Origin of the sequence: Rhizobium sp. BK049, assembly GCF_014193135.1 — a bacterium.
Taxonomy (GTDB): Bacteria; Pseudomonadota; Alphaproteobacteria; order Rhizobiales; family Rhizobiaceae; genus Rhizobium.
In genome coordinates this window covers 39,764-60,307 of sequence record NZ_JACHYV010000006.1, presented here as the reverse complement: position 1 = coordinate 60,307, position 20,544 = coordinate 39,764, and the positions used below count along the sequence as shown (strand labels likewise).

Here is a 20,544-nt window from a genome sequence, read left to right as displayed (position 1 = left end):
GTTTTCCTAACACACCACCCCGGGGGGCGACCATTGCGAGAAATAGCCGTCCGGAAACGTTTTAGAAAATAAATTGGGCCTGTTACCTCGCGGTAACGGCTAAATTGCTGGCGAGCCGCCGCGACTGCGACGGCTGTAAAATCACGCTGCCTGCGCGGCGAGTTCCGCCTCTTCGAGACGCTCGACTGCGGTAAGCGCCGGCACTGCGCTAGCAAGCGCTCGCCAGGTGATCAGTTCGAACGTGCCGTCCTCATGCTCTGCAACCGCTGTGCAGCTTTCCACCCAGTCGCCGGTGTTGATGTAGCGGATGCCGTCCATCTCCTGGATGACGGCGTGGTGGATGTGGCCGCAGATCACCCCGTCGGCTCCGCTCTTGCGCGCCTCTTCAGCCACGACGCGTTCGAACTCGCCGATGAAATTGACCGCATGCTTGACTTGCAGCTTCGCCCAGGCGGAAAACGACCAATAGGGCATGCCAAGGCGACGGCGGACGGCGGCGAGCAGGATGTTGATGCGGATTGCCGTATCATAGGCCCAGTCACCGAGATAGGCGAGCAGGCGGGCGTTGCGGACAACGACGTCGAACTCGTCGCCGTGCAGGATCAGGTATTTCTTGCCGTCCGCGCCGTCATGCATCATGCGCTCGACGACCTCGATGCCGCCGAAATGCATGCCCGGGAAGTCGCGCAGGAATTCGTCGTGATTGCCGGGAATGTAGACAACGCGCGTGCCCTTGCGCGCCTTGCGCAGCAGTTTCTGGACGACGTCGTTGCAGACCTGCGGCCAGTACCAGCTGCGCTTCAGGCGCCAGCCGTCGACGATGTCGCCGACGAGCACGATCGTATCGGCTTCGTGGTAGCGCAGGAAATCTAGCAGGAAATCAGCCTTCGCGGCCTTCGAGCCGAGATGCACATCGGAAATGAAGAGCGTGCGGAAATGTCTGGGTTCCATCATGTCTGTCACGAACAGTGCTCGTGCCCCATCTTTCATCTAGCCTTCCAAAACCAGACTCGTGTTTCAGGAAGATGACAAGCTGGGGAAAAGCCCTGCAAACCCGCCGTTCCGTCTGATGGTAAACGCAGATCCCATCGAAGCCCGCAATAGCGATATCGGAAATCCGATTAGCATAATTTCTTGCCGCGAGGTCCTGGATCTTTCCCGCATGCCGAGAATCAAATTAACAGCAGCTGCCGATCAAGGCGTAACCTGGGGATATTGATGATGCGCGCCCGAACCGCGACAATAATGATTTCTATTGCACTGCTTGCCGGCTGTGCACCGACGCAGCAGGACTATGATGCGACAGTCACGCTGCTGCAAGGCAGCGCGAGAGCGAGAAACGAGTTCGTCAAAGTGTGCACAAAGGATTTCGATGCAAATGCGCGGCGCGCCGCGGGGATCGTGACAAACGTCTCCGACAATGACGCTCCGAGGATCGCCTGCCAGCGATATCTGACGGCCGCGATCTCCGGTCGCGCTACGTATCAGGATCTGCTCGACATCAAGGCTCACCGGTTTACGCCAAAACTCATCAAGATCTTCCAGGGCCGCTGATAGCCCGGAAGACGCCCTCTCGCTTCTCGATCTGGAACCGAGTGAACAATATCGACGGCCAAGCGGATTGGGGGCAAGCGGCGACCAGACGCTACGCCCTTTTCGGCCGGCAATATTGCCCTGCCGATCGAGCGCGTTCATGATGACAACGATTCCATGTCCGACAAAGCGGGATGGCCGATGCGTCTCTTTCTCGTTCGCCACGGCGAATCCCTCGGCAACATCAACGAACAGGCCTACCGCCAATTCGGCGATCATAATGTGCCGCTGACTGAATGGGGCTATCGCCAGGCGGCTGAGGCAGGCGCTGTCATCGCTTCGTACCTCAAAGGGCTGCCGAGCCAGGGATTCCAGAAGCTGCATATCTGGTATTCGCCGTTTCTGCGCACGCGCCAGAGCAAGGATGCGCTACTCGAAGCGCTTCCGGAAAACTTCGTCGGCGATGTCAGGGAAGATTATCTTCTGCGCGAGCAGGATTTCGGCCTCTTCACCGAAATCTACGACCTTGCCGAGCAGAAGCAGAAATTCCCCGAGGAGTTCGAAAAATGGGCGAGGCTGCGCAACAATAGCGGCAAGTTCTATGCGCGGCCGCCGGACGGCGAAAGCCGGGCGGACGTGGCGCAGCGGGTGCGTCTCTTCCTTCAGACCGTCATGCGCGAGGCCGAAAACGGCGACCACAACGTCGCGATCGTCGGCCACGGGGTCACCAACCGGGCGGTCGAAATGAATTTCCTGCACCACTCCGTCGACTGGTTCGAGCGCTCCGACAATCCTGGGAATTCCGACGTTACGCTGATCGAGGGAACGCGTTTGCAGGGCTACGACACGATACCGCTGCACCAGGCCGCCGACCGGCAGCCGGGACAGGAGAACAAGCTGCGCGATGCCTATGGCGCTGACGTGACGATGACGCCGAAGCGTGGTGGGTAAACCGCTCCCCACAAGGGACCCTTGTGGGGAGCGGTTTGGGGGGGGTCTTCAAGCAGCTCGCACCGCCGCCATCGGCTTCACATTCTGATTCATCCGGAACAAATTGTTCGGATCGTAGCGCAGTTTGATTTCCGAAAGGCGCGCATAATTAGCCCCGTAGGCCATTTCGACCCGGTCGGTCTCGTCCTCAGGCATGAAGTTGATGTAGGCAGTGCCCACAGCATGCGGCTTGGTTGCCTCGAAAAGTTCGCGCGCCCAGCCGATGCAGTTTCCGTCCATCTCGGTTTCCCGCCAGCGTGCATGGACATTCATGACGAAATGCGAACTGCGCTGCGGAAATGCCGTGGCCTCCGTCGGCACGCGGCCGGCGGCGCCGCCGACATGGCCGATGAATATTTCGCATTCCGGCCCTGGCAGCTTCCGCACGGCATTGATGAGAACCTCGATCGCCGCATCGGAAAGGGAGGCGAAATCCTGGCTCTTCCAATAGTTACGGGCGCCGGGCGTTAGAAGCGGGTCGAATGCCTGCTGCCAGCCGATGAACGGCATCGGGCCGACAATGTCGGCGATCGGCTTTCCGATCCCGCGCAACCTCGCCGCCGCCTTTTCGCCCGCCGCCATGTCCCCGCAATAGCACATAGCAAGCACCAATATCTCCTTGCCATGCCATTCGGCCGGCAGGAACGGCAGCGGCGGCGCCTGGCGCATCACCACCCAGCAGGTCAGCTCGTCGGGTGCTGTTTCCAGCGCCTCGCGATACTCCCTGAGAACGTTTTCCGCATCGGCGAAGGGATGCACGACCAGTCCGGCGAAAACTTCGGGCTGGAGCGGGTTGAGCTGGAATTCGAAGGAGGTCACGACGCCGAAATTGCCGCCGCCGCCGCGCAGCGCCCAGAACAGGTCCGGCCGCTCCGTCTCGCTCGCCTTCACCAGTTCGCCGTTGGCCGTCACCACATCGACCGAAATCAGATTGTCGAGGGTCAGCCCGAATTTCCGCGTGAGCCAGCCGAAACCACCGCCGAGCGTCAGGCCGGCTATGCCGGTCGTGGAATTAATGCCGGTTGGCAGTACCAGTCCGAATGCCAGCGTTTCCTTGTCGACGTCGCCGAGCGTCGCGCCCGGCTCGATCCTGGCGCGGCGCGTCTCGGGATCGACCCGCACCGATTTCATCGGCGACAGATCAATGACGACGCCGCCCTCGCAGACCGCGTTGCCGGCAATGCCGTGCCCGCCGCCGCGCACCGAAACGAGCAGATTGTTGTCGCGTGCAAGGCGCACCGCGCGCACGACATCAGCCGCCCCTGCACAGCGCGCAATCAGACCCGGCCGGCGATCGATCATCGCATTCCAGATCGCCCGCGCCTCACCGTAATTCATGTCTTTGCTGGTCAGGAGACTGCCGCGAAAACCGGCGGCAAACGCATCCATGGCCACGTCATTAACCATCGTCTGACCCCGTTGCAGGGTCGTGAGGTTCAAATTGTCCATGATTTCCTCCATGCGACCGGCGCCCCGCACCGTCGCGGCGGCATTTTGCGCTTGCAGGCGGCATCAAACAAGTTTCCAAAAGGATTAGTACCGGCGATGCCGATACTCGGCCGGCCCGTGGTTCCGTGGGACATGCCCCGCGCGAAAACTTCTCCCATCCCTCATTTCCATACTGTCGCCTGTATCCGATTGATGTATGGAGGGAACTCCAGAAAAAGACGTGCACGGAGGCGGCAATGGATCACCAGGATAAATCCAAGACGGACAAGAACGCACCGGGCGGCGATCTCGACGAACAGGCGCTATTTTTCCACCGCTACCCCCGCCCCGGCAAGCTGGAGATCCAGGCGACCAAGCCGCTCGGCAACCAGCGCGACCTGGCGCTTGCCTATTCGCCGGGCGTTGCCGCTCCCTGCCTTGCCATCCGTGACAACCCTGAAATGGCGGCCGAATATACCTCGCGCGCCAATCTCGTCGCCGTCATTTCCAACGGCACCGCCGTGCTCGGTCTGGGCAATATCGGGCCTCTGGCTTCGAAGCCGGTCATGGAGGGCAAGGCCGTGCTCTTCAAGAAATTCGCCGGCATCGACGTCTTCGACATCGAGATCGACGCGGCGAGCGTCGAACAGATGGTCTCGACCGTTTCCTCGCTGGAGCCGACCTTCGGCGGCATCAACCTTGAAGACATCAAGGCGCCTGAATGTTTCGAGGTCGAGCGGCGCCTGCGCGAGAAGATGAAGATCCCTGTCTTCCACGACGACCAGCACGGCACGGCGATCATTGTCGCCGCCGCTATCCTGAACGGGCTGGAACTCGCCGGCAAAGCCATCGAGAACGTCAAGATCGTTGCCTCGGGCGCGGGTGCTGCCGCCCTTGCCTGCCTCAATCTGCTGGTGACCCTCGGCGCCAAACGCGAAAACATCTGGGTCCACGATATCGAAGGCCTCGTCTACGAGGGCCGCACCGAACTGATGGACGAATGGAAGTCCGTCTATGCCCAGAAGAGCGACACCCGCACGCTCGCCGAAAATATCGGCGGCGCTGATGTCTTCCTGGGTCTCTCGGCCGCCGGCGTGCTGAAACCGGAGCTGCTGGCGCAAATGGCCGACAAGCCGCTGATCATGGCGCTCGCCAATCCGACTCCGGAGATCATGCCGGATCTCGCCCGCGCCGCCCGTCCCGATGCGATGATCTGCACCGGCCGCTCGGATTTCGCCAACCAGGTCAACAACGTCCTCTGCTTCCCCTATATCTTCCGCGGCGCCCTCGATTGCGGCGCCGAGACGATCAACGAGGAAATGAAGATGGCGGCCGTGCGCGCCATCGCAGCGCTTGCCCGCGAAGAACCGTCCGATGTCGCCGCCCGCGCCTATTCCGGCGAGACTCCGGTCTTCGGCCCCGACTATCTGATCCCTTCCCCCTTCGATCCGCGCCTCATCCTGCGCATCGCGCCTGCAGTCGCCAAGGCCGCCGAACAGAGCGGCGTTGCGCGCCGGCCCATCCAGGATTTCGACGCCTATCTCGATCAGCTGAACCGTTTCGTCTTCCGTTCCGGCTTCGTCATGAAGCCGATCTTCACGGCGGCAAAGGCCGCCGAGCGCAAGCGCGTCATTTTCTCAGAAGGCGAGGACGAGCGCGTGCTGCGCGCCGCCCAGGTGCTGCTTGAGGAAGGCTTGGCCAAACCGATCCTGATCGGCCGCCCACAGGTCATCGAGACACGCCTCAAGCGCTACGGTCTGCGCATCCGGCCGTTGCAGGATTTCGAGATCATCAATCCGGAGGACGATCCGCGCTTTCGCGAATATGTCGATCTCTATTTCTCGCTCGTCGGCCGCCGAGGCGTCATCCCGGAAGCGGCCCGCACTATCGTGCGCACCAACACCACCGTCATCGGCGCGCTGGCGCTGAAGCGCGGCGAGGCCGATGCGCTGATCTGCGGCCTCGAAGGCCGTTACGAGAAACACCTGCGCGACGTGCGCCAGATCATCGGCAAGCGCAAGGATGTCCGCGATTTCTCGGCCCTCAGCCTGATGATCTCACAGCGCGGCGCCACCTTCTTCACCGACACCTACGTCACCTTCAATCCGAGCGCCGAAGAGATAGCAGAGGCGACTGTCATGGCTGCCGAGGAAATCCGCCGCTTCGGCATCACCCCGCGCGCCGCCCTCGTCTCGCACTCAAACTTCGGCTCACGCGAATCCGAAAGCGCCACGAAAATGCGCAATGCCCTGCAGCTCGTGCGCGATGCTGCCCCGGATCTCGAAGTTGACGGCGAAATGCACGGCGAGAGCGCGATCACCGAAGCGCTGCGCAAGCGCGTCATGCCGCACACCACGCTGCACGACGAGGCAAACCTGCTCGTCTTCCCCAACCTCGACGCCGCCAACATCACGCTTGGTGTGGTCAAGTCGATGACCGACGGCCTGCATGTTGGCCCGATTCTGCTCGGCGCCGCCATGCCCGCGCACATCCTCGCGCCGTCGGTTACCTCGCGCGGCGTCGTCAACATGGCAGCGCTCGCCGTCGTCGAGGCATCGCAGCCGGCATAAGCCGGCATTGCGATCAGAAGATTCACCGATAACCAGCACTCGCCGAGATTTCGCAAGTGCTGGCATCCAGCCGCGTTTTACCTCGGCGTTACGTCAAAGCCGAACCACTTCTGCGATAGCTTGACGATCGTGCCGTCTGCTTTGGCTGCTGCGATCGCCTCGTTGAACATAGATTTGAGTTTCGTATCCTCCTTACGCAGACCAACTGAGCTTCCACGCCCAAGCATGCCGCCCTGGAAACGAGGGCCAGTGACGATGAAGTCCTCGTTGCCCGGCTTTGCCGCCGCTGTCGAAAGATATGCCATGGACGCCATGACGAGGTCGACGCGACCGGCCTTAAGATCGAGATCGTGCTGTTCCGTCGTCTTGTACTCACGGACATCAACGACGCCCTTCAAATATTTGTCGAGGAAGCTCGCGGCGATCGATGCAGTCTGCACGCCGACTGTCTTACCCTTGAGCAACGGCTCGATCTGCTTCAGCGCGGCCACAGCGCCAGCCTCATCGGTGGCGAGCGAAAATACCTCGCCCTTCAAAGGCAGATTTGCGAGCGGGGAGTCTTTCAATGTCGCAAAGGTCTGACCCGTCGTGCCGTAGGAATCGCTGAAGGCAATGACCTCCTCGCGCTTGGCGGTTGCAGACATCCCCGAAATGATTGCGTCGAACTTTCCAGCGTTAAGAGCCGGGATCATGCCGTCAAAAGGCTGGATCACGGTCGTGCATTCGACCTTCATATGAGCGCAAAAATACTTGATCAGCTCGATTTCGTACCCGTCAAGGCTACCGTCTGCCTTGGTGAAGTTCCACGGCCGAAACGCTCCCTCGGTCGCAATCGTCACATGCGTCCAGTTCTTCTCCTCGGCGCGTGCCGCCGTCGAAACGGCTAAGCTGGCGACCATAGTGATCGCGGCTATGATTGCGGTCAGGTATTTCATACTGAGTTCCCCTTCTTGATTGAGCTTGATGAACTATTGATTGATGAACTGGCGGAAGCGCTCCGACTTCGAATTCGAAAAGACATCCTGAGGTTTGCCCTCTTCCTCGACCACGCCCTTGTGTAAAAAGACGACGCGGCTGGAGACGTCGCGCGCAAATCCCATCTCATGTGTGACGACCAGCATGGTGCGTCCTTCTTCCGCCAAGGCGCGCATGACACGCAGGACCTCTCCTACAAGCTCCGGATCGAGCGCCGATGTCGGTTCATCGAAGAGCATCACCTTTGGATGCATAGCGAGGGCGCGGGCAATGGCGGCGCGCTGCTGCTGACCGCCGGAAAGATGAGCGGGATAGAAATTGCGTTTATCGGCGATGCCGACTTTGGCCAGCAACGCTTCAGCTTCGTCGATGCATTCGGCGCGTGAACGGCGCTGAACATGGATGGGTGCCTCGATAAGGTTTTCGAGGACCGTCTTGTGAGACCAGAGATTGAAACTCTGGAACACCATTCCGAGCCGAGAGCGGATACGATCGACCTGCTTTCGATCCGCCGGGCGGTGTACACCGCCGGCATTGCGCTGCATCGAGATCGTTTCGCCGGCGACAGTCACTTCACCCGAATCCGGCGTTTCCAGCAGATTAATGCAACGCAGCAACGTCGATTTCCCGGAACCCGACGAGCCGACAATGGAAACGACATCGCCTTCCAGAGCATCAAGCGAGATGCCCCTGATGACCTGGAGAGGTCCGAAGCTCTTGTGCATGTCGCGCACGCTGAGTGCGATTGGTGTGGCCGTCATCGATGCTCTCCTGCAGGGGTCGCTATGGTGCTGCTCTCTCGGCTGACGGGAACGGGAGCGCGTAAATGCGGGCTAAGCCTATACTCGGCGAATTGAATGAGACGCGTCAGCATGAAATTGAGGGCGAGGTAGATGGCCCCGGAGACGATGAAGACCTCGATTGCCCGGTAGGTCTCGGAGATGATCTTGGCGGCGACTCCGGTTACCTCCATCAGCGTAATGATCGAGGCAAGTGACGTCGCCTTGACCATTGATATTATCTCGTTGCCGTATCCGGGCAATGCCTGCCGGATTGCCAGCGGCAGGACGATCCGGCGAAACAACAGGAAGCGATGCATGCCGCAAGCGCGGGCAGCCTCAACTTGCCCGTGCGGTACCGAGAGCAGGCCGCCGCGAATGATCTCGCTGGCGTAGGCGGCTGTATTCAAGGTCAGCGCCAGCACCGCGCACCAGTAAGGATCGCGGAGAAACGGCCAGAAGACGCTGTGCCGTACGGCTGGAAACTGGCCGAGACCGTAATAGATAAGAAATATCTGCACCAACAGGGGCGTGCCGCGGAAAATGAAGACATAGAGCCGCGCGAACCAATCGAGCGCGGCAACGCGGGAGAGGCGGGCAAGCGCCAGCAACAGGGCCAGAATGGCACCAAGGCAGATCGATGTCACGGCAAGCTCGATCGTCAGCGGAATTGCGGCGACCAGGCTCACAAATGTTTCGTTGAGAAACTGCCAATCCATCATCCGCTCCTCCCCACGCCGCGCGACAGGCGCCGCTCCGCCTGCTGGAGAAGGATGCTCGAAACTGTCGAGATCATCAGATAGATCGCGCCGGCCATCAGGTAGAAATCGAATGGCAGCCCGGTCGATCCAGCGCCGACCTGCGCCTGGCGCAGGAGTTCGGCAACACCGGTGATCGATACCAGTGCCGACTCCTTCAGGACGACCTGCCAGACATTACCGAGACCGGGAAGCGCGTGACGCAGGGTCAGCGGCGCAACGATCCGCCGCAGGCGAAGCCAGCGCGGCATGCCGCAGGCAATAGCCGCCTCGATCTCACCCGGATGGACCGCCCTGAATCCACCTCGCAGCACTTCCGTGAACTGAGCGCCGGATGTGACGCCCACGGCGAGGGAGCCGGCAAGAAAGCCCGGAAAGCCGAGGAAACCTTCGGCGCCGAAAAGCCGGCCGACCGCCGTAACCACGGCGCTGCCGCCGAAATAGAAGAGGTAGATGACCAGCAGATCGGGAATGCCCCGCAGCACCGTCGTATAAGCATCGGCGGCCGCGCGAGCAAAACCGTTGCCGGCAATCTTGGCCCATGCCCCAAGGGTCCCGATACAGGCGCCGACGGCATAGCCGGCGATTGCAACAAAGATGGTCATCCAGGCTCCGGCCAGAAGAGCATGGCCCCAGCCATCCGCACCGAAGCCGGCAAGCTCAAAAAAACCAGGCTGGCTCATGATGCTGCTCCGGAAGAGCATATTTTTGCAGCAACTGACATTGTCATAGCCTCTGCTGAGCATGATGCGCCGAAAAGGCGCTTAGGGAGCGTCAAAGGTCGGTGTCAGGTCGATCTTGCTCCATTTTTCCGAGAGCTGCCTGATCGTGCCATCCTTGGCGGCTTGCCTGATTGCGTCATCAAATTTGGCCTTCAGATCGGTCTCGCCCTTGCGCATGCCGAGTGCGACTTCGGTAGCCAACATCGCGCCTTTCACCAGCGGGCCGGACATCATCAGATCGTCATTGCCGGGCTTGCCGAGCACGGAGGTTTCATAAACGCCGCTATCGAAGCCTGCATCGATGCGCCCGGCCTTCAGATCGAGGTCGCGCTCGCCGGAATTCTTGTAGGCGCGCACTGTTACGTCGGAGCCGAAATAGGCGTTGATCAACTGCTCCTGGCTGGTCGACTGGACGACGCCGACCGTCTTGCCTTTGAGGGCTTCGCCGATCGCGGCCATCACCGGATCTGCCTTCGACTTGTCGTTCAAATTCAGCCGCTCGCCGGCCATCGGCAGAGGGGATACCGGCCCGTCCTTCAGAAGCAGGAAGCTCGCGACCCCGCTCGCGTAGGGCACGGTGAAATCGACCACCTGCTTCCGCTTCTCGTTGATGCCGAGAGTCATCACCAGATCGAATTTTCCAGCATTGAGGCTCGGGATCATCGCATTCCAATCGCCTGCGATGAGTTCGCAGTCGGCTTTGGCGCGTTTGCACAGGTCATTGATGAGGTCGACGTCGAAGCCGGCCAGCTTGCCGCTGGAATCCGTGAGGTTCCAGGGCGGGAAAGCCCCTTCGATGCCGACCTTGACATGCGTCCAGTCCTTGGCGCCGGCAGCGAATGAAGTCAGGAAGGCAATGGCGCCGAACAAAACGGCAGGCAATTTTCTATTTTTCATTTTCTGTTCCCCTTTCGGCGGCCAAATGGCCGCCTGTCAGTTCTGCTATGGCTGCGTCAGTCCTCCAGGGCCGCACGCAAAACCGCATTGGCTTCCCTCAGTCCATGGATCAGGCGATTTCTCGTCTGGCGCGCATGAACAGCGTAGAAAGGTATGTCTGGCGATCCGACGGGCTGCGCGGCCAGCGCCCGCAGCCCCTCAAGTGACGGCCAGGCGGGGTGCGGGAGGGCGGAATCATGGTGATAGCGCTCGCCGCTCGTATAATTCAGCGGCACGAGATGGCGGCCGGCGCGCATCAGCGATGCGTTGACGCGCGCCGTCTTTGCAGAAGACGGGTCCTTCATCTCCATTACCGCCTTCGCGCTGATGCCCAACTCGTCAATTGCATTTGCGAGGGCCGAGATGTCGATACGACCGGAAAGCTCAGCATGCAGTCGCGCAACCTCTTGGCTGAGAGCGTGTGCGTAGACGGAATAGTCAAGTGGCAGGACGGGCGAGGTCAGCAGGCGCCAAAGTGTTTCCAGCACGATTCGCGTATCCCGGCTCAGATTGTCGGGATCGATGTGCTCTGCCGTGTCGTGCGGCGTGTGCCACCACCAACCGAGCGCCGTCAGCGTCTTGACGGGGCCTGGCGGCTGATGACTGAGGCTGCCGAACATCGAGGGGATGCCGACACCCCAGAATGAATGATCCGCCGCTCTGCCATGCCGCCTGCCCGCATGCCTTTGTCCGGTGACGTCCTCGATCACCTCAAGAGCCAGCGGCTTCAACTCGTCGATGACACCGGAATTGGTGAGGACGGTTGCGCCCTCGCCGCCCGTGGAATCGACATTGACATGCACGGCGCAGCGGCGGTCGAGCTCGTCGAAAAATTCATCCGCATACCAGGCCGAGCCGGAATAGCGACCGTGCGAATGGCCTGACCAGAAGCAGATGCGCAGGCCGCGTCGCCAATCACCCGCATGAAGGGCAAGCAAGCGTGCCGCCTCCAGCATCGTCGCGTTCGCGCCGCCATTGTCCATGACGCCGAAGTGCCAGGTGTCATGATGGCCCGAAAACAGTACGAACGGTTTGTCCTCGCCTGCCGGCTGAAGCTCTGCAACAAGCAGCGGCGTCCTGCGCCAGCCGGTGTCGACCTCAGCCGTGAGCGTCGCACGGACCTTCTGGCCGCGCACGAGCCTGTCGCGCAGGCGCACTCCATCTTCCCGCGCGACAGTGCAGATCACAGTTTTCGGCAGATGGCTGCGCGTGTGTTGCGAAGGGCTGCCCCAGACCGGCGAGACGCACATTTCGTAGAGATGCTCATTTGGGCTGACATGGATTTCGCCGAGGGCGCCGGCCGCGCTCGCCAACACGGCGACTTCCTCCGTCGCAATCCCGTCGACCAGGACGATCTTGCCGGCCACGTCCCTGCCGATGAGATCGGCTTCCTTGCCCTCGCCGATATATTCAAGGTCGCCGCTGATGCCCGCTGCGGCCGTCGAAACCGACATCGAATGGGTAATGCAACGGAGACTTTCGCCTTCGACCCGGACCTCCGCCGGGCCGGGCAGGCTGATGAATGCATCATGTGACAGCAGCTGCGTTCCGTATCCGTAGCTCTCCATCTGCGCCTGAAGATAATGAAAGCTCTCGAGCTCCTCCGGCGTTCCGGACAATTTCACCCGACGGGCAAACTCGCGGATATGCGCCATCAGGCGGTCACGGTCGGGCAGCAGGTCGGGGTTAGGCATCAGCCTTCTCCGGCAATGGCGGCTTAACGTCATCCGGTATCGGATTGACGAAAGGCGTACGCTCCAGACGCGCCCTGTGATCGGCCTTGGCAGCTTCGATCAATGCGGGGTTACCGATGAGATCGGCGGCCGTGCTCGCCATTACCTTGGCGGCGTGTTCGGTTCCCTTGTGGGCAGCCGGCAGTTTCCCTTGCGCAACCAGCTGCCAGGAGTGTCCGGGCGTACCGACAGCGTAGGTAGCCCCTCGCATCTGCACGGTCGGCACCACCCAGCTGACCGTCCCGACATCGGTGGAGCCGACCAGAGTGCCGTCACCGGCATTCAAGGGAAAAATCTCCTCACAGAGCGGCTGGTCCTCCTTCGGTTTCAGCCCGAAACGACCATAGGACGCGGCGATATCCTCTGCGTTGAAGGTCTGCTGGAACTTGCGGGCCGTTTCTCGGTCGGCATCATCAAACACTGGTGGGCCAAGCCGCTGCAGATGGGCGAACATGCACTCTTCGAGTGGTGTATTGCCGACGAGATTGGCATCGCCGCTGACGATGTCACTCCGGACGGTCGTCTCGGTCATCAGGGCAGCACCTTCGGCAACTTTCTTGACGCGGGCAACCAGAGACAGGAGTTCCGGCAAGGTTCTTGCACGGACGAGATAGCGTACAGTCGCGCGTGCCTGCACGACGTTGGGCGCCCCACCACCCGCGTCAGTGATGGCATAGTGGATACGCGCAGTGGAAGGCATGTGCTCGCGCATATAATTGACGCCTACATTCATCAGTTCCACTGCATCGAGAGCGCTGCGGCCGAGATGCGGCGTCGCGGAAGCATGCGACGCCCGCCCCGAAAAATGGAAGTTGATCTCGTTGCAGGCGAGCGAGATGGGATTGTTGACGCCGGCAAAGGCTGCCGGATGCCAGGAGATCGCGATATCCACGTCGTCGAAAACGCCAGCCCGCACCATGAAACCCTTCGAAGAGCCGCCTTCCTCCGCGGGGCAGCCATAATAGCGCACCCTTCCCGTCAAGCCGCTTCCGGCAAGGAAATCCTTGACCGCGGCGGCAGCGAGCATGGATCCGGCGCCCAGCATATTATGGCCGCAGCCGTGACCATTGCCGCCGTCGACCAAGGGCCGCTGCTCGGCAATACCGGCCTCCTGGCTCAATCCCGGCAGCGCATCGAACTCGCCAAGGATTGCGATGACCGGGCCACCCTCGCCCGCCTCTCCCATAACCGCCGTCGGCAACCCGGCAATGCCGCGCTCGACACGAAAGCCCTCTCTTTCCAGCATGCGGGCGTGCTCTTCGGCAGATTGATGTTCGAGGTAATTGGTCTCGGGAATATCCCAGATGCGGTCACTCAACTCGAAGAACGCCGCGCGCTTTCTCTCGACGATTTCCCAGACCGCATCGGAGTTCTGCATGGATTTACAACCCGCTTCATATAATGGTAATCAAATTGGCGCCAATTTTATGCTCCAATTAAATCGGGCACGCAAGCCATGAGCTGGAATATTTTTCGACGCTGCCAATCGGCCTCGTTGTTGGCCGGGGGAGAGCTATGATAGTCATCGCCGAAATCGGGCTGGGGAGAATTGCATGAATTCGCTGGAAAGCGGAGCGGCGGCGCAAGCACAAGAGCCGCAAACCTCCGATGTGACCGAACTCATTCTCCAGGATATCCTTGCCGGCCGTCTCCCGCCCGGAACCTGGCTGAAGCAGATCGATCTCGAAAGGCGGTATAACTGTACGCGACCCGAGGTCCGCAGAGCTCTCGACAGATTGGTGCAGAAGCGACTGGTGGAGCATGTCCCCAATCGTGGTTACCACGTCCATGAGCAAGACGGGCGCCGCGCCCGGGAGGTCAGCGACATTCGCGTCATCCTCGAAGTCGCCGTCAGCGACCGTATCGTCGCGAATGCGAGCGAGGGAGATATTGCGAAATTGCGGGTTCTGGCTTCACGCTTCGACGATCTGGTGCTGAACGGCACCACCCTCGAACTTTACGAAGCCAATCTCGCCTTCCACCGCCATCTGCTTGCTCTCGCAGGCAACCAGGAACTCGTGGAACTGATCACGGAAATTCGGCAGCGGACATCCTCCGCGCCGGTGTCGCAGTGGCGAACGCGCGCCCGCATCGAGCAATCCGGCCGCGAACATCAGCAGATGGTCGATGCGATAGAGAGACGCGACACCGATGGTCTGATGGAGCTGACGCGCAGGCACATTCTTCAAGCCTGATCGGCTTCGATGACGCCGTTAGCTGATGCTGAAACTTGGACATAACCGGAAATCGCTGAAGGGGGCATTTATGCCATCTCTGGCGGCGGCCTTGTGCCCTGATGCAATGGCGCCGCGTGGAGTTTTGACGCCGTGCCATCCCAGGCATCCGCAGCCAGTTGATATCCCCATATCACGCGTCCCGTATCGACAGCCGTCCTCCATCCGCAAGCTCATCCGCGCGTTCGTTGCCTGATATGCCGGAATGGCCCTTGCACCAGGCAATGGTTACGAGGGCGTTCCGGGATAACTGAAGATCGACCGCTTTCCAGAGTTCCGCATCAGCGATCGCCCGGCTGCGGGCGTTCCCATTCGGATTGTTTTTCTTCCAGCCGTTATTCCTCCAAATGTGCCGCCTGTCGTTGCAGCCTTTGACGGCATAGATCGAATCCGACCAAATGGTCGCGGCTTCGCCCGTTGCATCGCTACTGATCCACATGACTGCCTGCAAGACGGCGGTCAATTCCATCGAATTATTGGCGGAATCACGCACACCGCCGAAGTTGGACGCGATTTCCACAGAATCGCGATAGGCGACAAAGGCCCAGCCTCCGTGCCCGGAACCGGGGTCATAACAACCATCCGCGAAGACGTGGAGACCGTGTTGGGCTGTCGGGGCCGTCGTTGTGGGGGAGCTTAGCTCCTTGCAAATGCCTGCCATTTTCGCCTTCGCTGCGCCCCCGCCCTGACCTGCGCGATTTGCGACGGCCACCCGAAGCCGACATTGGAATTGCACGTCCCCTCGTGTCAACTATTGACGACGCTGGCACCGAAAGCGCCTACTGCCGATGGGAAACTGTGAGGGGCAGCGCCATGGACAATCCGTTGAGCAGCGCCGGCAAGCGCGATCATGCCGTAACCGTTCGCCGCATTCTCAAGGTCAATCACGCCGGCGAATTCGGCGCAATTCGCATCTACGGAGCGCAGATCTGGATGGCCGATCGGCTGTTTCCTGATATCGTGCCAGTACTTCGCAAAATGCGGAACGATGAGATCGAGCATTGCCGCCTGTTTCACGACGCGATGCCATCCAGGAATGCCAGACCATGCCGCGTCATGGCATTCTGGAGCCTCGGCGGTTATCTGCTCGGTTTGCTGACGGCCCTCGGTGGACGCAACATGGTCTGGATCTGCACCGAGGCGGTCGAAAGCACGGTTCACCGCCATCTCGAAGATCAACTGGCCTTCCTCACGACCCGTGATCGGGAGCTTCACGGCCTCATCGCCTCGATCCAGGAAGAGGAGTTGGCGCATCTCAGGGAGGCTGAGAGCAACCAGACGAAACGCGGCATCGGCCACGCCCTGCTTCTGCCAGTCGTCGCCGCGCTCACCGACCTGATGATCTGGCTCTCGACATGGGGAGACTCAAGCTGGATGCGCGCCGAAATGGCGCGCTCCAAGGGTGTTTGATGGTCTGGCAGCCGCTTCCGTGCCATTCAGTTATCACCGGTCTTGGCCCAAATTGCTCTGGGCCAAAGGCTTAATGGTCTGGAGACGGCGAAGTCAGTTGTTCGCAGATCGTTTGGGAGGCTCGGCCAGGTTGATCCGGTTGCCCTCACCGTCGAATATCTGAGCCACGCGCCCAAAGTCGCCTTCGATTTTGTTGGCGGGTTGCAAGCCCTGGTGCGAAAGCCTTTCGAGCTCAACCTCGAGCTCGGGTACGACGATCGTTATGATCCCGTTGCCGGCGCGTTCGTCATCCTTCCAGACCTGCAGGCCGGCTTCGCCCATATTACGCCACTGAGCCATGCCCGGTATCGGTTTGCTGTCTGCGGGACGTCCCATGAACTTCTCATACCAGACGAGCGCCTCGTCAAAGTTGGAAACGGTGGCGGAGGCGAAGATGCTCTGGACGATTATTGAAGTGGTGGTCATGTCGTACTCCTTGGTTGGACAAGTGGATGTCGTGCAGGAGTTCTCGATTTCGACAGGCCGCGCAAAAAAGCTCGCGTCAATACAAAACTTTCGAGCGCTGTTCTTCGAGGTGGCGTCGTTCTGCCTCCGACCAACACAATCCGATAGCGACCGTGAAAGCTTCCGCCGCCTCGACAAGCCTGCCTAGATCGGCGCAAATCTGCGCGCGGGCCGTCCAGTACGGCAGGTAGTCGGCCATTCGCAGATCCCCGGCAAGCGCATGTATGTCAGCAAGAGCCGCCTCTGCCTGCCCTATCCGCATGAGAGCCACGGACCGATTGAGCGTCACGACGGGCGACGGAGCAATCCTGCCCAGCACGTCATAGAGGGAAATCACGGCCTGCCAGTTTAAGATGCCGCTCAAACGGCGCGCGACATGAGCGGATTGGATGGCCGCCTCGATTTGGTAGCGGCCGGTCGGACCGTTTGCATTTGCTTCTCTGAGAAGACCTTCAGCGAGGCGCAATTGCTCATGATCCCAAAGCCCGACATCCTGGCTGTCCAGCGATACGAATGCGCCATCGGGGCCTCTGCGAGACGATCGCCGCGCCTCCGTATAAAGCATCAGCGCGAGAAGACCCTTCGGTTCCGGCTCTTGCGGAAGCAGGGATACGACCACGCTTGCAAGCCAGATTGCCTCATGTCCAAGCGCTTCCGCCCCGTCGATGTCCATCCACCCGTTGGTATAGGCGGCGTAGATGGAGGCGAGTACTGGCGGCAGGCGGTCCGACAGTTCCTCCCTTTCCGGCACGAGGAACGGAATTTTCTCATCCCTGATCCTCGCCTTGGCTCTTACAAGCCTCTGCCCCATGGCCTTCGGAGAGACGAGAAACCGCGCGGCGATGTCCGCAGCGGTCAGGCCTAGCACGGTCTGGAGGATCAGCGGCGTTCGCGCCGACGCATCGATGCCAGGATGTGCGCAGGCAAACATGAGCGCTAGTCGCCTGTCCGCAATCTCCTCGTCCATTTCCGCCGCGGCCGAGAGTTCCTCGGTAACGAGGGCAAGATGATCGGCGCTCTTCGCCTTCACTTTGTCTTTGCGCCAGTCATCGAGTTTGCGCCTGCGCGCGATGGTCAACAGCCAGGCATCGGGGTTGTCGGGCACGCCATCGACAGGCCATTTTTCGAGAGCCTTGAGGAAAGCCGTCGCGAGCGCATCCTCCGCGGACGCGATATCACCCAAACGCCCGCCAAGGTAAGCGACGAGTCGTCCATAGCTCTCGCGCGCCACCCGCTCTGCTACACCTCGGGCAACGCTGGAACCAGAAACCGTCATCCCGCATATTCCGACGCATCCCTGATGCGACGAACCTCAACCGTTCCCCAGGTCGCGGCAGGACAGCGTGCCGCCCATTTGTTGGCCTCGTCCATATCGGCGACGTCGATGATAAAGTACCCACCGAACTGTTCGCGAACATCGGCATAAGGGCCGTCCAAAACGCTGACCTCGTTTCCTTGAACACGAACGAGACTGGCCTCAGAGGAACTGACGAGCGCATTGCTGGAGACAAATGCTGCCGCCTTCTCCAGCGCTTGTTGATAGGCATACATCTGCTCGATGAAGCGCCCCATGTCCTGAGGCGCTATGGACCTCCCGGCAGTTTCGTCCGCATGCAGCATCAGCATGTAGCGCATCGCTTTATCCTCAGTGAAACCAATTCCCCGCGGGAACGAGCGCCGAGAATAACAATTCGGATGAAGAAGGGAACTGCTGGTGACGGCTGAGTGTCCGCCTCCGGATGCAACGAGTGCCGACTTACCTCACGGAAGAATACCCGCATCTTCTGGATAAAATCTCGAAAATGCGCTAGGAATTGATCCAAGCTTATTAAGAGAAACACGTTAAGAGACAAGGTACGGCGGATGGACGCCACCTTTGACCGATCGACACTTTCTCATTCCCGGACGACGCCGTGAAACGCCGAAATCTGTCTCTTGCTCTTGTGCTTGCGCTGGCATCACCGGCCGCAGCACAGACCAGCGCTATTTGCAACGACTTGCGCGGTCGCCTTGCCGACCTGCCACGATCGATCGGTAGCAATAACGGGCCGGAAGCGCGCCAATATGCAAATGCCATGGCCGAGCAGAACCTCGAGCTGCGCAAGGTCCGCAACGATCTGCGCAATAACGGATGCACTTCAGGCAGCATGGTCGTGATTGGCAGTGACAACGCCGATTTTTGCGCCGAACTCTCTGACGCCGAAGCCCGGATGATCGACAATATCCGTTATCTCCAGGAGCGCCGCGACGAGCTGCGCAACCACGGCGACGGCAGTGACGACGCGCGCCGAGAATTGACGGCGGCACTCGAACGCAATGGCTGCAACAGCGACAATTTCTATGCCCCGACCGAGCGTAGCGCAGACGACCCCGTCCCGAGTGTCGAGGAACAGGCGATGCGCACCGATACCTTCATTCCGCTCGGCGGCGGTGAAGAGACCGATCTGCGTTACGGCCTGCCGAGGGCCGAAATGTTTTCACCGATCAGCACCATCTGCGTGCGCAGCTGCGACGGTGGCTTCTTCCCGATCAGCTCAAATACCACCTCGGTGGATTTCGGCCGCGATGCCCAGACCTGCGCCAAGATGTGCCCCGGCATCGAGACCGAGCTCTTCTATCGCGACGTGACGAGCACCGACTCCTCGAATATGATCTCGGTCGCAACGGGCGCGCCCTATAGCGCCATGAAGAACGCCTTTGTCTACAAGAATCGCGCGCCTGGGGAGAAAAATTCCTGCGCCTGCAATCTCACCGCCTATTACGAGGAGATGCGCGGCAAGCAGGCCCTGATCGAACCGCCACAGCAGGGCTCGATCACGACGGTCCGCACTAAACCGCCGACGAAAGATACTGCGGCAGCATCAGCCCCGCCGCAGCCATCCGTTCCCGAACGTCCCTACGACCCCACGCAGAACAAGGTTCGTCAGGTCGGCCCGCAATTCCTTGCCGGCGACCAGGGCTCGATCGACCTTGCCAATCCGGCGACGCCGGGCCCGCAACCACAGCAGCAGTAATTGCTACGGGTCGTTGCGTCCCCATCCGTCGTGGAAAACGAGTTCCTCGAGCGGCAGCCGCTGCCGCCAACCTTTGACCGAAAGTTCCGGTTCGTCATAGAGACGGTCGACAAAGCCGGCGCAGAGCCAGGCGACCACCTCGATATGCTCCGGTATGCGGAGAATTGTTTTCAGGTCGCCTTCACGAAAGATGCTGACCCAGCCGATGCCGACCCCTTCGGCGCGGGCCGCGAGCCAGAGATTCTGGATGGCGCAAACGGTCGAATAGGAATCCATCCTCAGATTGTGCGTCCGTCCCAGCACCACGCTGCCGCCGCGGGTGGGATCGCAGGTTACGCATATCCCGAGCGGCGCCTCCACGATGCCTTCGAGCTTGAGGGATCGATAGGCCTGCCGCCGCTCGCCTTCGAACATCGAAGCTGCCTCTTCGTTGGCCACGGCAAAGGCGTTGCGCACGCGGGTGCGGACGGCTGCACTTTTCACGAGAATGAAATTCCATGGCTGCATGAAGCCGACCGACGGCGCATGATGGGCGGCGGTCAGGAGCCGCGCCACGACATCGTCGGGCAAGGGATCGGGCAGGAACTGGCTGCGCACGTCACGCCGCGTCATGATTGCGTGATAGACGGCTTCACGTTCGGCCATGGAAAAACCGGATGCCGCCGAAAGGGCATCCGCATCAAAGGGTCGCATCGTCAAATCCCCAACAACGCAACCGCCCGCCGTCCGCGCGGGTTGGGTCTATCTCGCCAGGCCGGTCTTCTGACTTGGCTTCATCCATCTGCCGCAGCCTTCCCGGCAAAAGCCAGTGGCGTGATGAAGCGGCAGACGTCGGCCTTACAGCGTTGGGCACGTTCCGGCCTTGCACCGGATTCCCGATTCTCCCGCCTGGACGGCGGGCACCTGACGGCGCATCTATTTCAGGAAACCAGCGCGGCGGCAAGTACAGGCAGACCGA

The 20,544-nt window shown here is 60.7% G+C and carries 20 protein-coding genes and 1 riboswitch; of the genes, 6 read left to right on the top strand and 14 right to left on the bottom strand.

Annotated elements, in window-relative coordinates:
- Positions 1 to 141: 141 nt before the first annotated feature.
- Complete coding sequence (locus tag FHT70_RS08220; protein WP_183700440.1) at positions 142 to 954, bottom strand: UDP-2,3-diacylglucosamine diphosphatase; 813 nt, start codon at positions 952 to 954, stop codon at positions 142 to 144.
- A 267-nt stretch (positions 955 to 1,221) separates the two neighbouring features.
- Between FHT70_RS08220 and FHT70_RS08215 the strand changes: the two genes are divergently transcribed.
- Both FHT70_RS08215 and FHT70_RS08210 read left to right on the top strand, forming a co-directional pair.
- Positions 1,222 to 1,554, top strand: a complete 333-nt coding sequence (locus FHT70_RS08215) for a hypothetical protein (RefSeq protein WP_183700438.1) — start codon at positions 1,222 to 1,224, stop codon at positions 1,552 to 1,554.
- Positions 1,555 to 1,734: 180 nt separating this feature from the next.
- Positions 1,735 to 2,484 carry a phosphoglycerate mutase family protein gene (locus FHT70_RS08210; protein WP_183700436.1) on the top strand — a complete coding sequence of 250 codons (750 nt, stop codon included), beginning with the start codon at positions 1,735 to 1,737 and terminating at the stop codon, positions 2,482 to 2,484.
- Positions 2,485 to 2,532: 48 nt separating this feature from the next.
- On the opposite strand, the gene FHT70_RS08205 is transcribed toward FHT70_RS08210, so the two are convergent.
- Positions 2,533 to 3,972, bottom strand: a complete 1,440-nt coding sequence (locus FHT70_RS08205; RefSeq protein WP_183700199.1) for an FAD-binding oxidoreductase — start codon at positions 3,970 to 3,972, stop codon at positions 2,533 to 2,535.
- A 236-nt stretch (positions 3,973 to 4,208) separates the two neighbouring features.
- Between FHT70_RS08205 and FHT70_RS08200 the strand changes: the two genes are divergently transcribed.
- On the top strand, positions 4,209 to 6,521 hold the full coding sequence (locus tag FHT70_RS08200; RefSeq protein ID WP_183700197.1) for an NADP-dependent malic enzyme: 2,313 nt from the start codon (positions 4,209 to 4,211) through the stop codon (positions 6,519 to 6,521).
- 77 nt (positions 6,522 to 6,598) lie between these two features.
- On the opposite strand, the gene FHT70_RS08195 is transcribed toward FHT70_RS08200, so the two are convergent.
- The 7 genes from FHT70_RS08195 to FHT70_RS08165 all read right to left on the bottom strand — a co-directional run bounded on the left by FHT70_RS08195 (position 6,599) and on the right by FHT70_RS08165 (position 13,802).
- Positions 6,599 to 7,456, bottom strand: a complete 858-nt coding sequence (locus FHT70_RS08195; RefSeq protein WP_183700195.1) for a transporter substrate-binding domain-containing protein — start codon at positions 7,454 to 7,456, stop codon at positions 6,599 to 6,601.
- A 33-nt stretch (positions 7,457 to 7,489) separates the two neighbouring features.
- Positions 7,490 to 8,257 carry an ATP-binding cassette domain-containing protein gene (locus FHT70_RS08190; protein WP_183700193.1) on the bottom strand — a complete coding sequence of 256 codons (768 nt, stop codon included), beginning with the start codon at positions 8,255 to 8,257 and terminating at the stop codon, positions 7,490 to 7,492.
- Complete coding sequence (locus FHT70_RS08185; RefSeq protein WP_183700191.1) at positions 8,254 to 8,994, bottom strand: ABC transporter permease; 741 nt, start codon at positions 8,992 to 8,994, stop codon at positions 8,254 to 8,256. Before FHT70_RS08185 ends, FHT70_RS08190 begins: the two co-directional genes overlap by 4 nt.
- The gene (locus tag FHT70_RS08180; RefSeq protein WP_183700189.1) at positions 8,994 to 9,716 is read right to left on the bottom strand and encodes an ABC transporter permease subunit; all 723 of its coding nucleotides are present in this window, start codon (positions 9,714 to 9,716) and stop codon (positions 8,994 to 8,996) included. The genes FHT70_RS08185 and FHT70_RS08180 overlap by 1 nt, the downstream gene beginning before the upstream one ends.
- Before the next feature lie 81 nt (positions 9,717 to 9,797).
- Entirely contained in the window at positions 9,798 to 10,652 is an 855-nt protein-coding gene (locus tag FHT70_RS08175) for a transporter substrate-binding domain-containing protein (RefSeq protein ID WP_183700187.1), read from the bottom strand.
- Positions 10,653 to 10,708: 56 nt separating this feature from the next.
- Entirely contained in the window at positions 10,709 to 12,385 is a 1,677-nt protein-coding gene (locus FHT70_RS08170; RefSeq protein ID WP_183700185.1) for a M28 family peptidase, read from the bottom strand.
- A complete protein-coding gene (locus tag FHT70_RS08165) occupies positions 12,378 to 13,802 on the bottom strand; it encodes a M20 family metallopeptidase (protein WP_183700183.1) in 1,425 nt (474 codons plus the stop codon). Before FHT70_RS08165 ends, FHT70_RS08170 begins: the two co-directional genes overlap by 8 nt.
- A gap of 175 nt (positions 13,803 to 13,977) precedes the next feature.
- Between FHT70_RS08165 and FHT70_RS08160 the strand changes: the two genes are divergently transcribed.
- Complete coding sequence (locus FHT70_RS08160; RefSeq protein WP_183700181.1) at positions 13,978 to 14,619, top strand: GntR family transcriptional regulator; 642 nt, start codon at positions 13,978 to 13,980, stop codon at positions 14,617 to 14,619.
- Positions 14,620 to 14,791: 172 nt separating this feature from the next.
- On the opposite strand, the gene FHT70_RS08155 is transcribed toward FHT70_RS08160, so the two are convergent.
- The gene (locus FHT70_RS08155; protein ID WP_183700179.1) at positions 14,792 to 15,319 is read right to left on the bottom strand and encodes a ribonuclease H; all 528 of its coding nucleotides are present in this window, start codon (positions 15,317 to 15,319) and stop codon (positions 14,792 to 14,794) included.
- 152 nt (positions 15,320 to 15,471) lie between these two features.
- On the opposite strand from FHT70_RS08155, the gene FHT70_RS08150 reads away from it, so the two are divergent.
- Entirely contained in the window at positions 15,472 to 16,068 is a 597-nt protein-coding gene (locus FHT70_RS08150) for a demethoxyubiquinone hydroxylase family protein (protein ID WP_183700177.1), read from the top strand.
- A 93-nt stretch (positions 16,069 to 16,161) separates the two neighbouring features.
- On the opposite strand, the gene FHT70_RS08145 is transcribed toward FHT70_RS08150, so the two are convergent.
- The 3 genes from FHT70_RS08145 to FHT70_RS08135 all read right to left on the bottom strand — a co-directional run bounded on the left by FHT70_RS08145 (position 16,162) and on the right by FHT70_RS08135 (position 18,207).
- Positions 16,162 to 16,533, bottom strand: coding sequence for a VOC family protein (locus tag FHT70_RS08145; protein WP_183700175.1), 372 nt, complete (start codon positions 16,531 to 16,533; stop codon positions 16,162 to 16,164).
- Positions 16,534 to 16,609: 76 nt separating this feature from the next.
- A complete protein-coding gene (locus FHT70_RS08140) occupies positions 16,610 to 17,848 on the bottom strand; it encodes a DUF6596 domain-containing protein (protein WP_183700173.1) in 1,239 nt (412 codons plus the stop codon).
- Positions 17,845 to 18,207, bottom strand: a complete 363-nt coding sequence (locus FHT70_RS08135; protein WP_183700171.1) for a YciI family protein — start codon at positions 18,205 to 18,207, stop codon at positions 17,845 to 17,847. The genes FHT70_RS08140 and FHT70_RS08135 overlap by 4 nt, the downstream gene beginning before the upstream one ends.
- Positions 18,208 to 18,485: 278 nt before the next feature.
- On the opposite strand from FHT70_RS08135, the gene FHT70_RS08130 reads away from it, so the two are divergent.
- Complete coding sequence (locus FHT70_RS08130) at positions 18,486 to 19,586, top strand: DUF2865 domain-containing protein (protein WP_183700169.1); 1,101 nt, start codon at positions 18,486 to 18,488, stop codon at positions 19,584 to 19,586.
- Between the two features lie 3 nt (positions 19,587 to 19,589).
- Here the strand turns inward: FHT70_RS08130 and bluB are convergent, their stop codons facing one another.
- A complete protein-coding gene (gene bluB / locus FHT70_RS08125) occupies positions 19,590 to 20,279 on the bottom strand; it encodes a 5,6-dimethylbenzimidazole synthase (RefSeq protein WP_183700167.1) in 690 nt (229 codons plus the stop codon).
- Positions 20,280 to 20,320: 41 nt separating this feature from the next.
- A riboswitch (cobalamin riboswitch) is annotated at positions 20,321 to 20,508 on the bottom strand.
- Between the last annotated feature and the right edge of the window lie 36 nt (positions 20,509 to 20,544).

Bases quoted from the DNA above. Each gene is read 5' to 3' on its own strand.
- FHT70_RS08160 (WP_183700181.1), top strand. From the start codon at position 13,978: ATGAATTCGCTGGAAAGCGGAGCGGCGGCGCAAGCACAAGAGCCGCAA.
- FHT70_RS08220 (WP_183700440.1), bottom strand. From the start codon at position 954: ATGATGGAACCCAGACATTTCCGCACGCTCTTCATTTCCGATGTGCAT.
- FHT70_RS08195 (WP_183700195.1), bottom strand. From the start codon at position 7,456: ATGAAATACCTGACCGCAATCATAGCCGCGATCACTATGGTCGCCAGC.
- FHT70_RS08135 (WP_183700171.1), bottom strand. From the start codon at position 18,207: ATGCGCTACATGCTGATGCTGCATGCGGACGAAACTGCCGGGAGGTCC.
- FHT70_RS08190 (WP_183700193.1), bottom strand. From the start codon at position 8,257: ATGACGGCCACACCAATCGCACTCAGCGTGCGCGACATGCACAAGAGC.
- FHT70_RS08175 (WP_183700187.1), bottom strand. From the start codon at position 10,652: ATGAAAAATAGAAAATTGCCTGCCGTTTTGTTCGGCGCCATTGCCTTC.
- FHT70_RS08215 (WP_183700438.1), top strand. From the start codon at position 1,222: ATGCGCGCCCGAACCGCGACAATAATGATTTCTATTGCACTGCTTGCC.
- FHT70_RS08165 (WP_183700183.1), bottom strand. From the start codon at position 13,802: ATGCAGAACTCCGATGCGGTCTGGGAAATCGTCGAGAGAAAGCGCGCG.
- FHT70_RS08155 (WP_183700179.1), bottom strand. From the start codon at position 15,319: ATGGCAGGCATTTGCAAGGAGCTAAGCTCCCCCACAACGACGGCCCCG.
- FHT70_RS08145 (WP_183700175.1), bottom strand. From the start codon at position 16,533: ATGACCACCACTTCAATAATCGTCCAGAGCATCTTCGCCTCCGCCACC.
- bluB (WP_183700167.1), bottom strand. From the start codon at position 20,279: ATGCGACCCTTTGATGCGGATGCCCTTTCGGCGGCATCCGGTTTTTCC.
- FHT70_RS08140 (WP_183700173.1), bottom strand. From the start codon at position 17,848: ATGACGGTTTCTGGTTCCAGCGTTGCCCGAGGTGTAGCAGAGCGGGTG.
- FHT70_RS08205 (WP_183700199.1), bottom strand. From the start codon at position 3,972: ATGGACAATTTGAACCTCACGACCCTGCAACGGGGTCAGACGATGGTT.
- FHT70_RS08180 (WP_183700189.1), bottom strand. From the start codon at position 9,716: ATGAGCCAGCCTGGTTTTTTTGAGCTTGCCGGCTTCGGTGCGGATGGC.
- FHT70_RS08150 (WP_183700177.1), top strand. From the start codon at position 15,472: ATGGACAATCCGTTGAGCAGCGCCGGCAAGCGCGATCATGCCGTAACC.
- FHT70_RS08210 (WP_183700436.1), top strand. From the start codon at position 1,735: ATGCGTCTCTTTCTCGTTCGCCACGGCGAATCCCTCGGCAACATCAAC.
- FHT70_RS08185 (WP_183700191.1), bottom strand. From the start codon at position 8,994: ATGGATTGGCAGTTTCTCAACGAAACATTTGTGAGCCTGGTCGCCGCA.
- FHT70_RS08170 (WP_183700185.1), bottom strand. From the start codon at position 12,385: ATGCCTAACCCCGACCTGCTGCCCGACCGTGACCGCCTGATGGCGCAT.
- FHT70_RS08200 (WP_183700197.1), top strand. From the start codon at position 4,209: ATGGATCACCAGGATAAATCCAAGACGGACAAGAACGCACCGGGCGGC.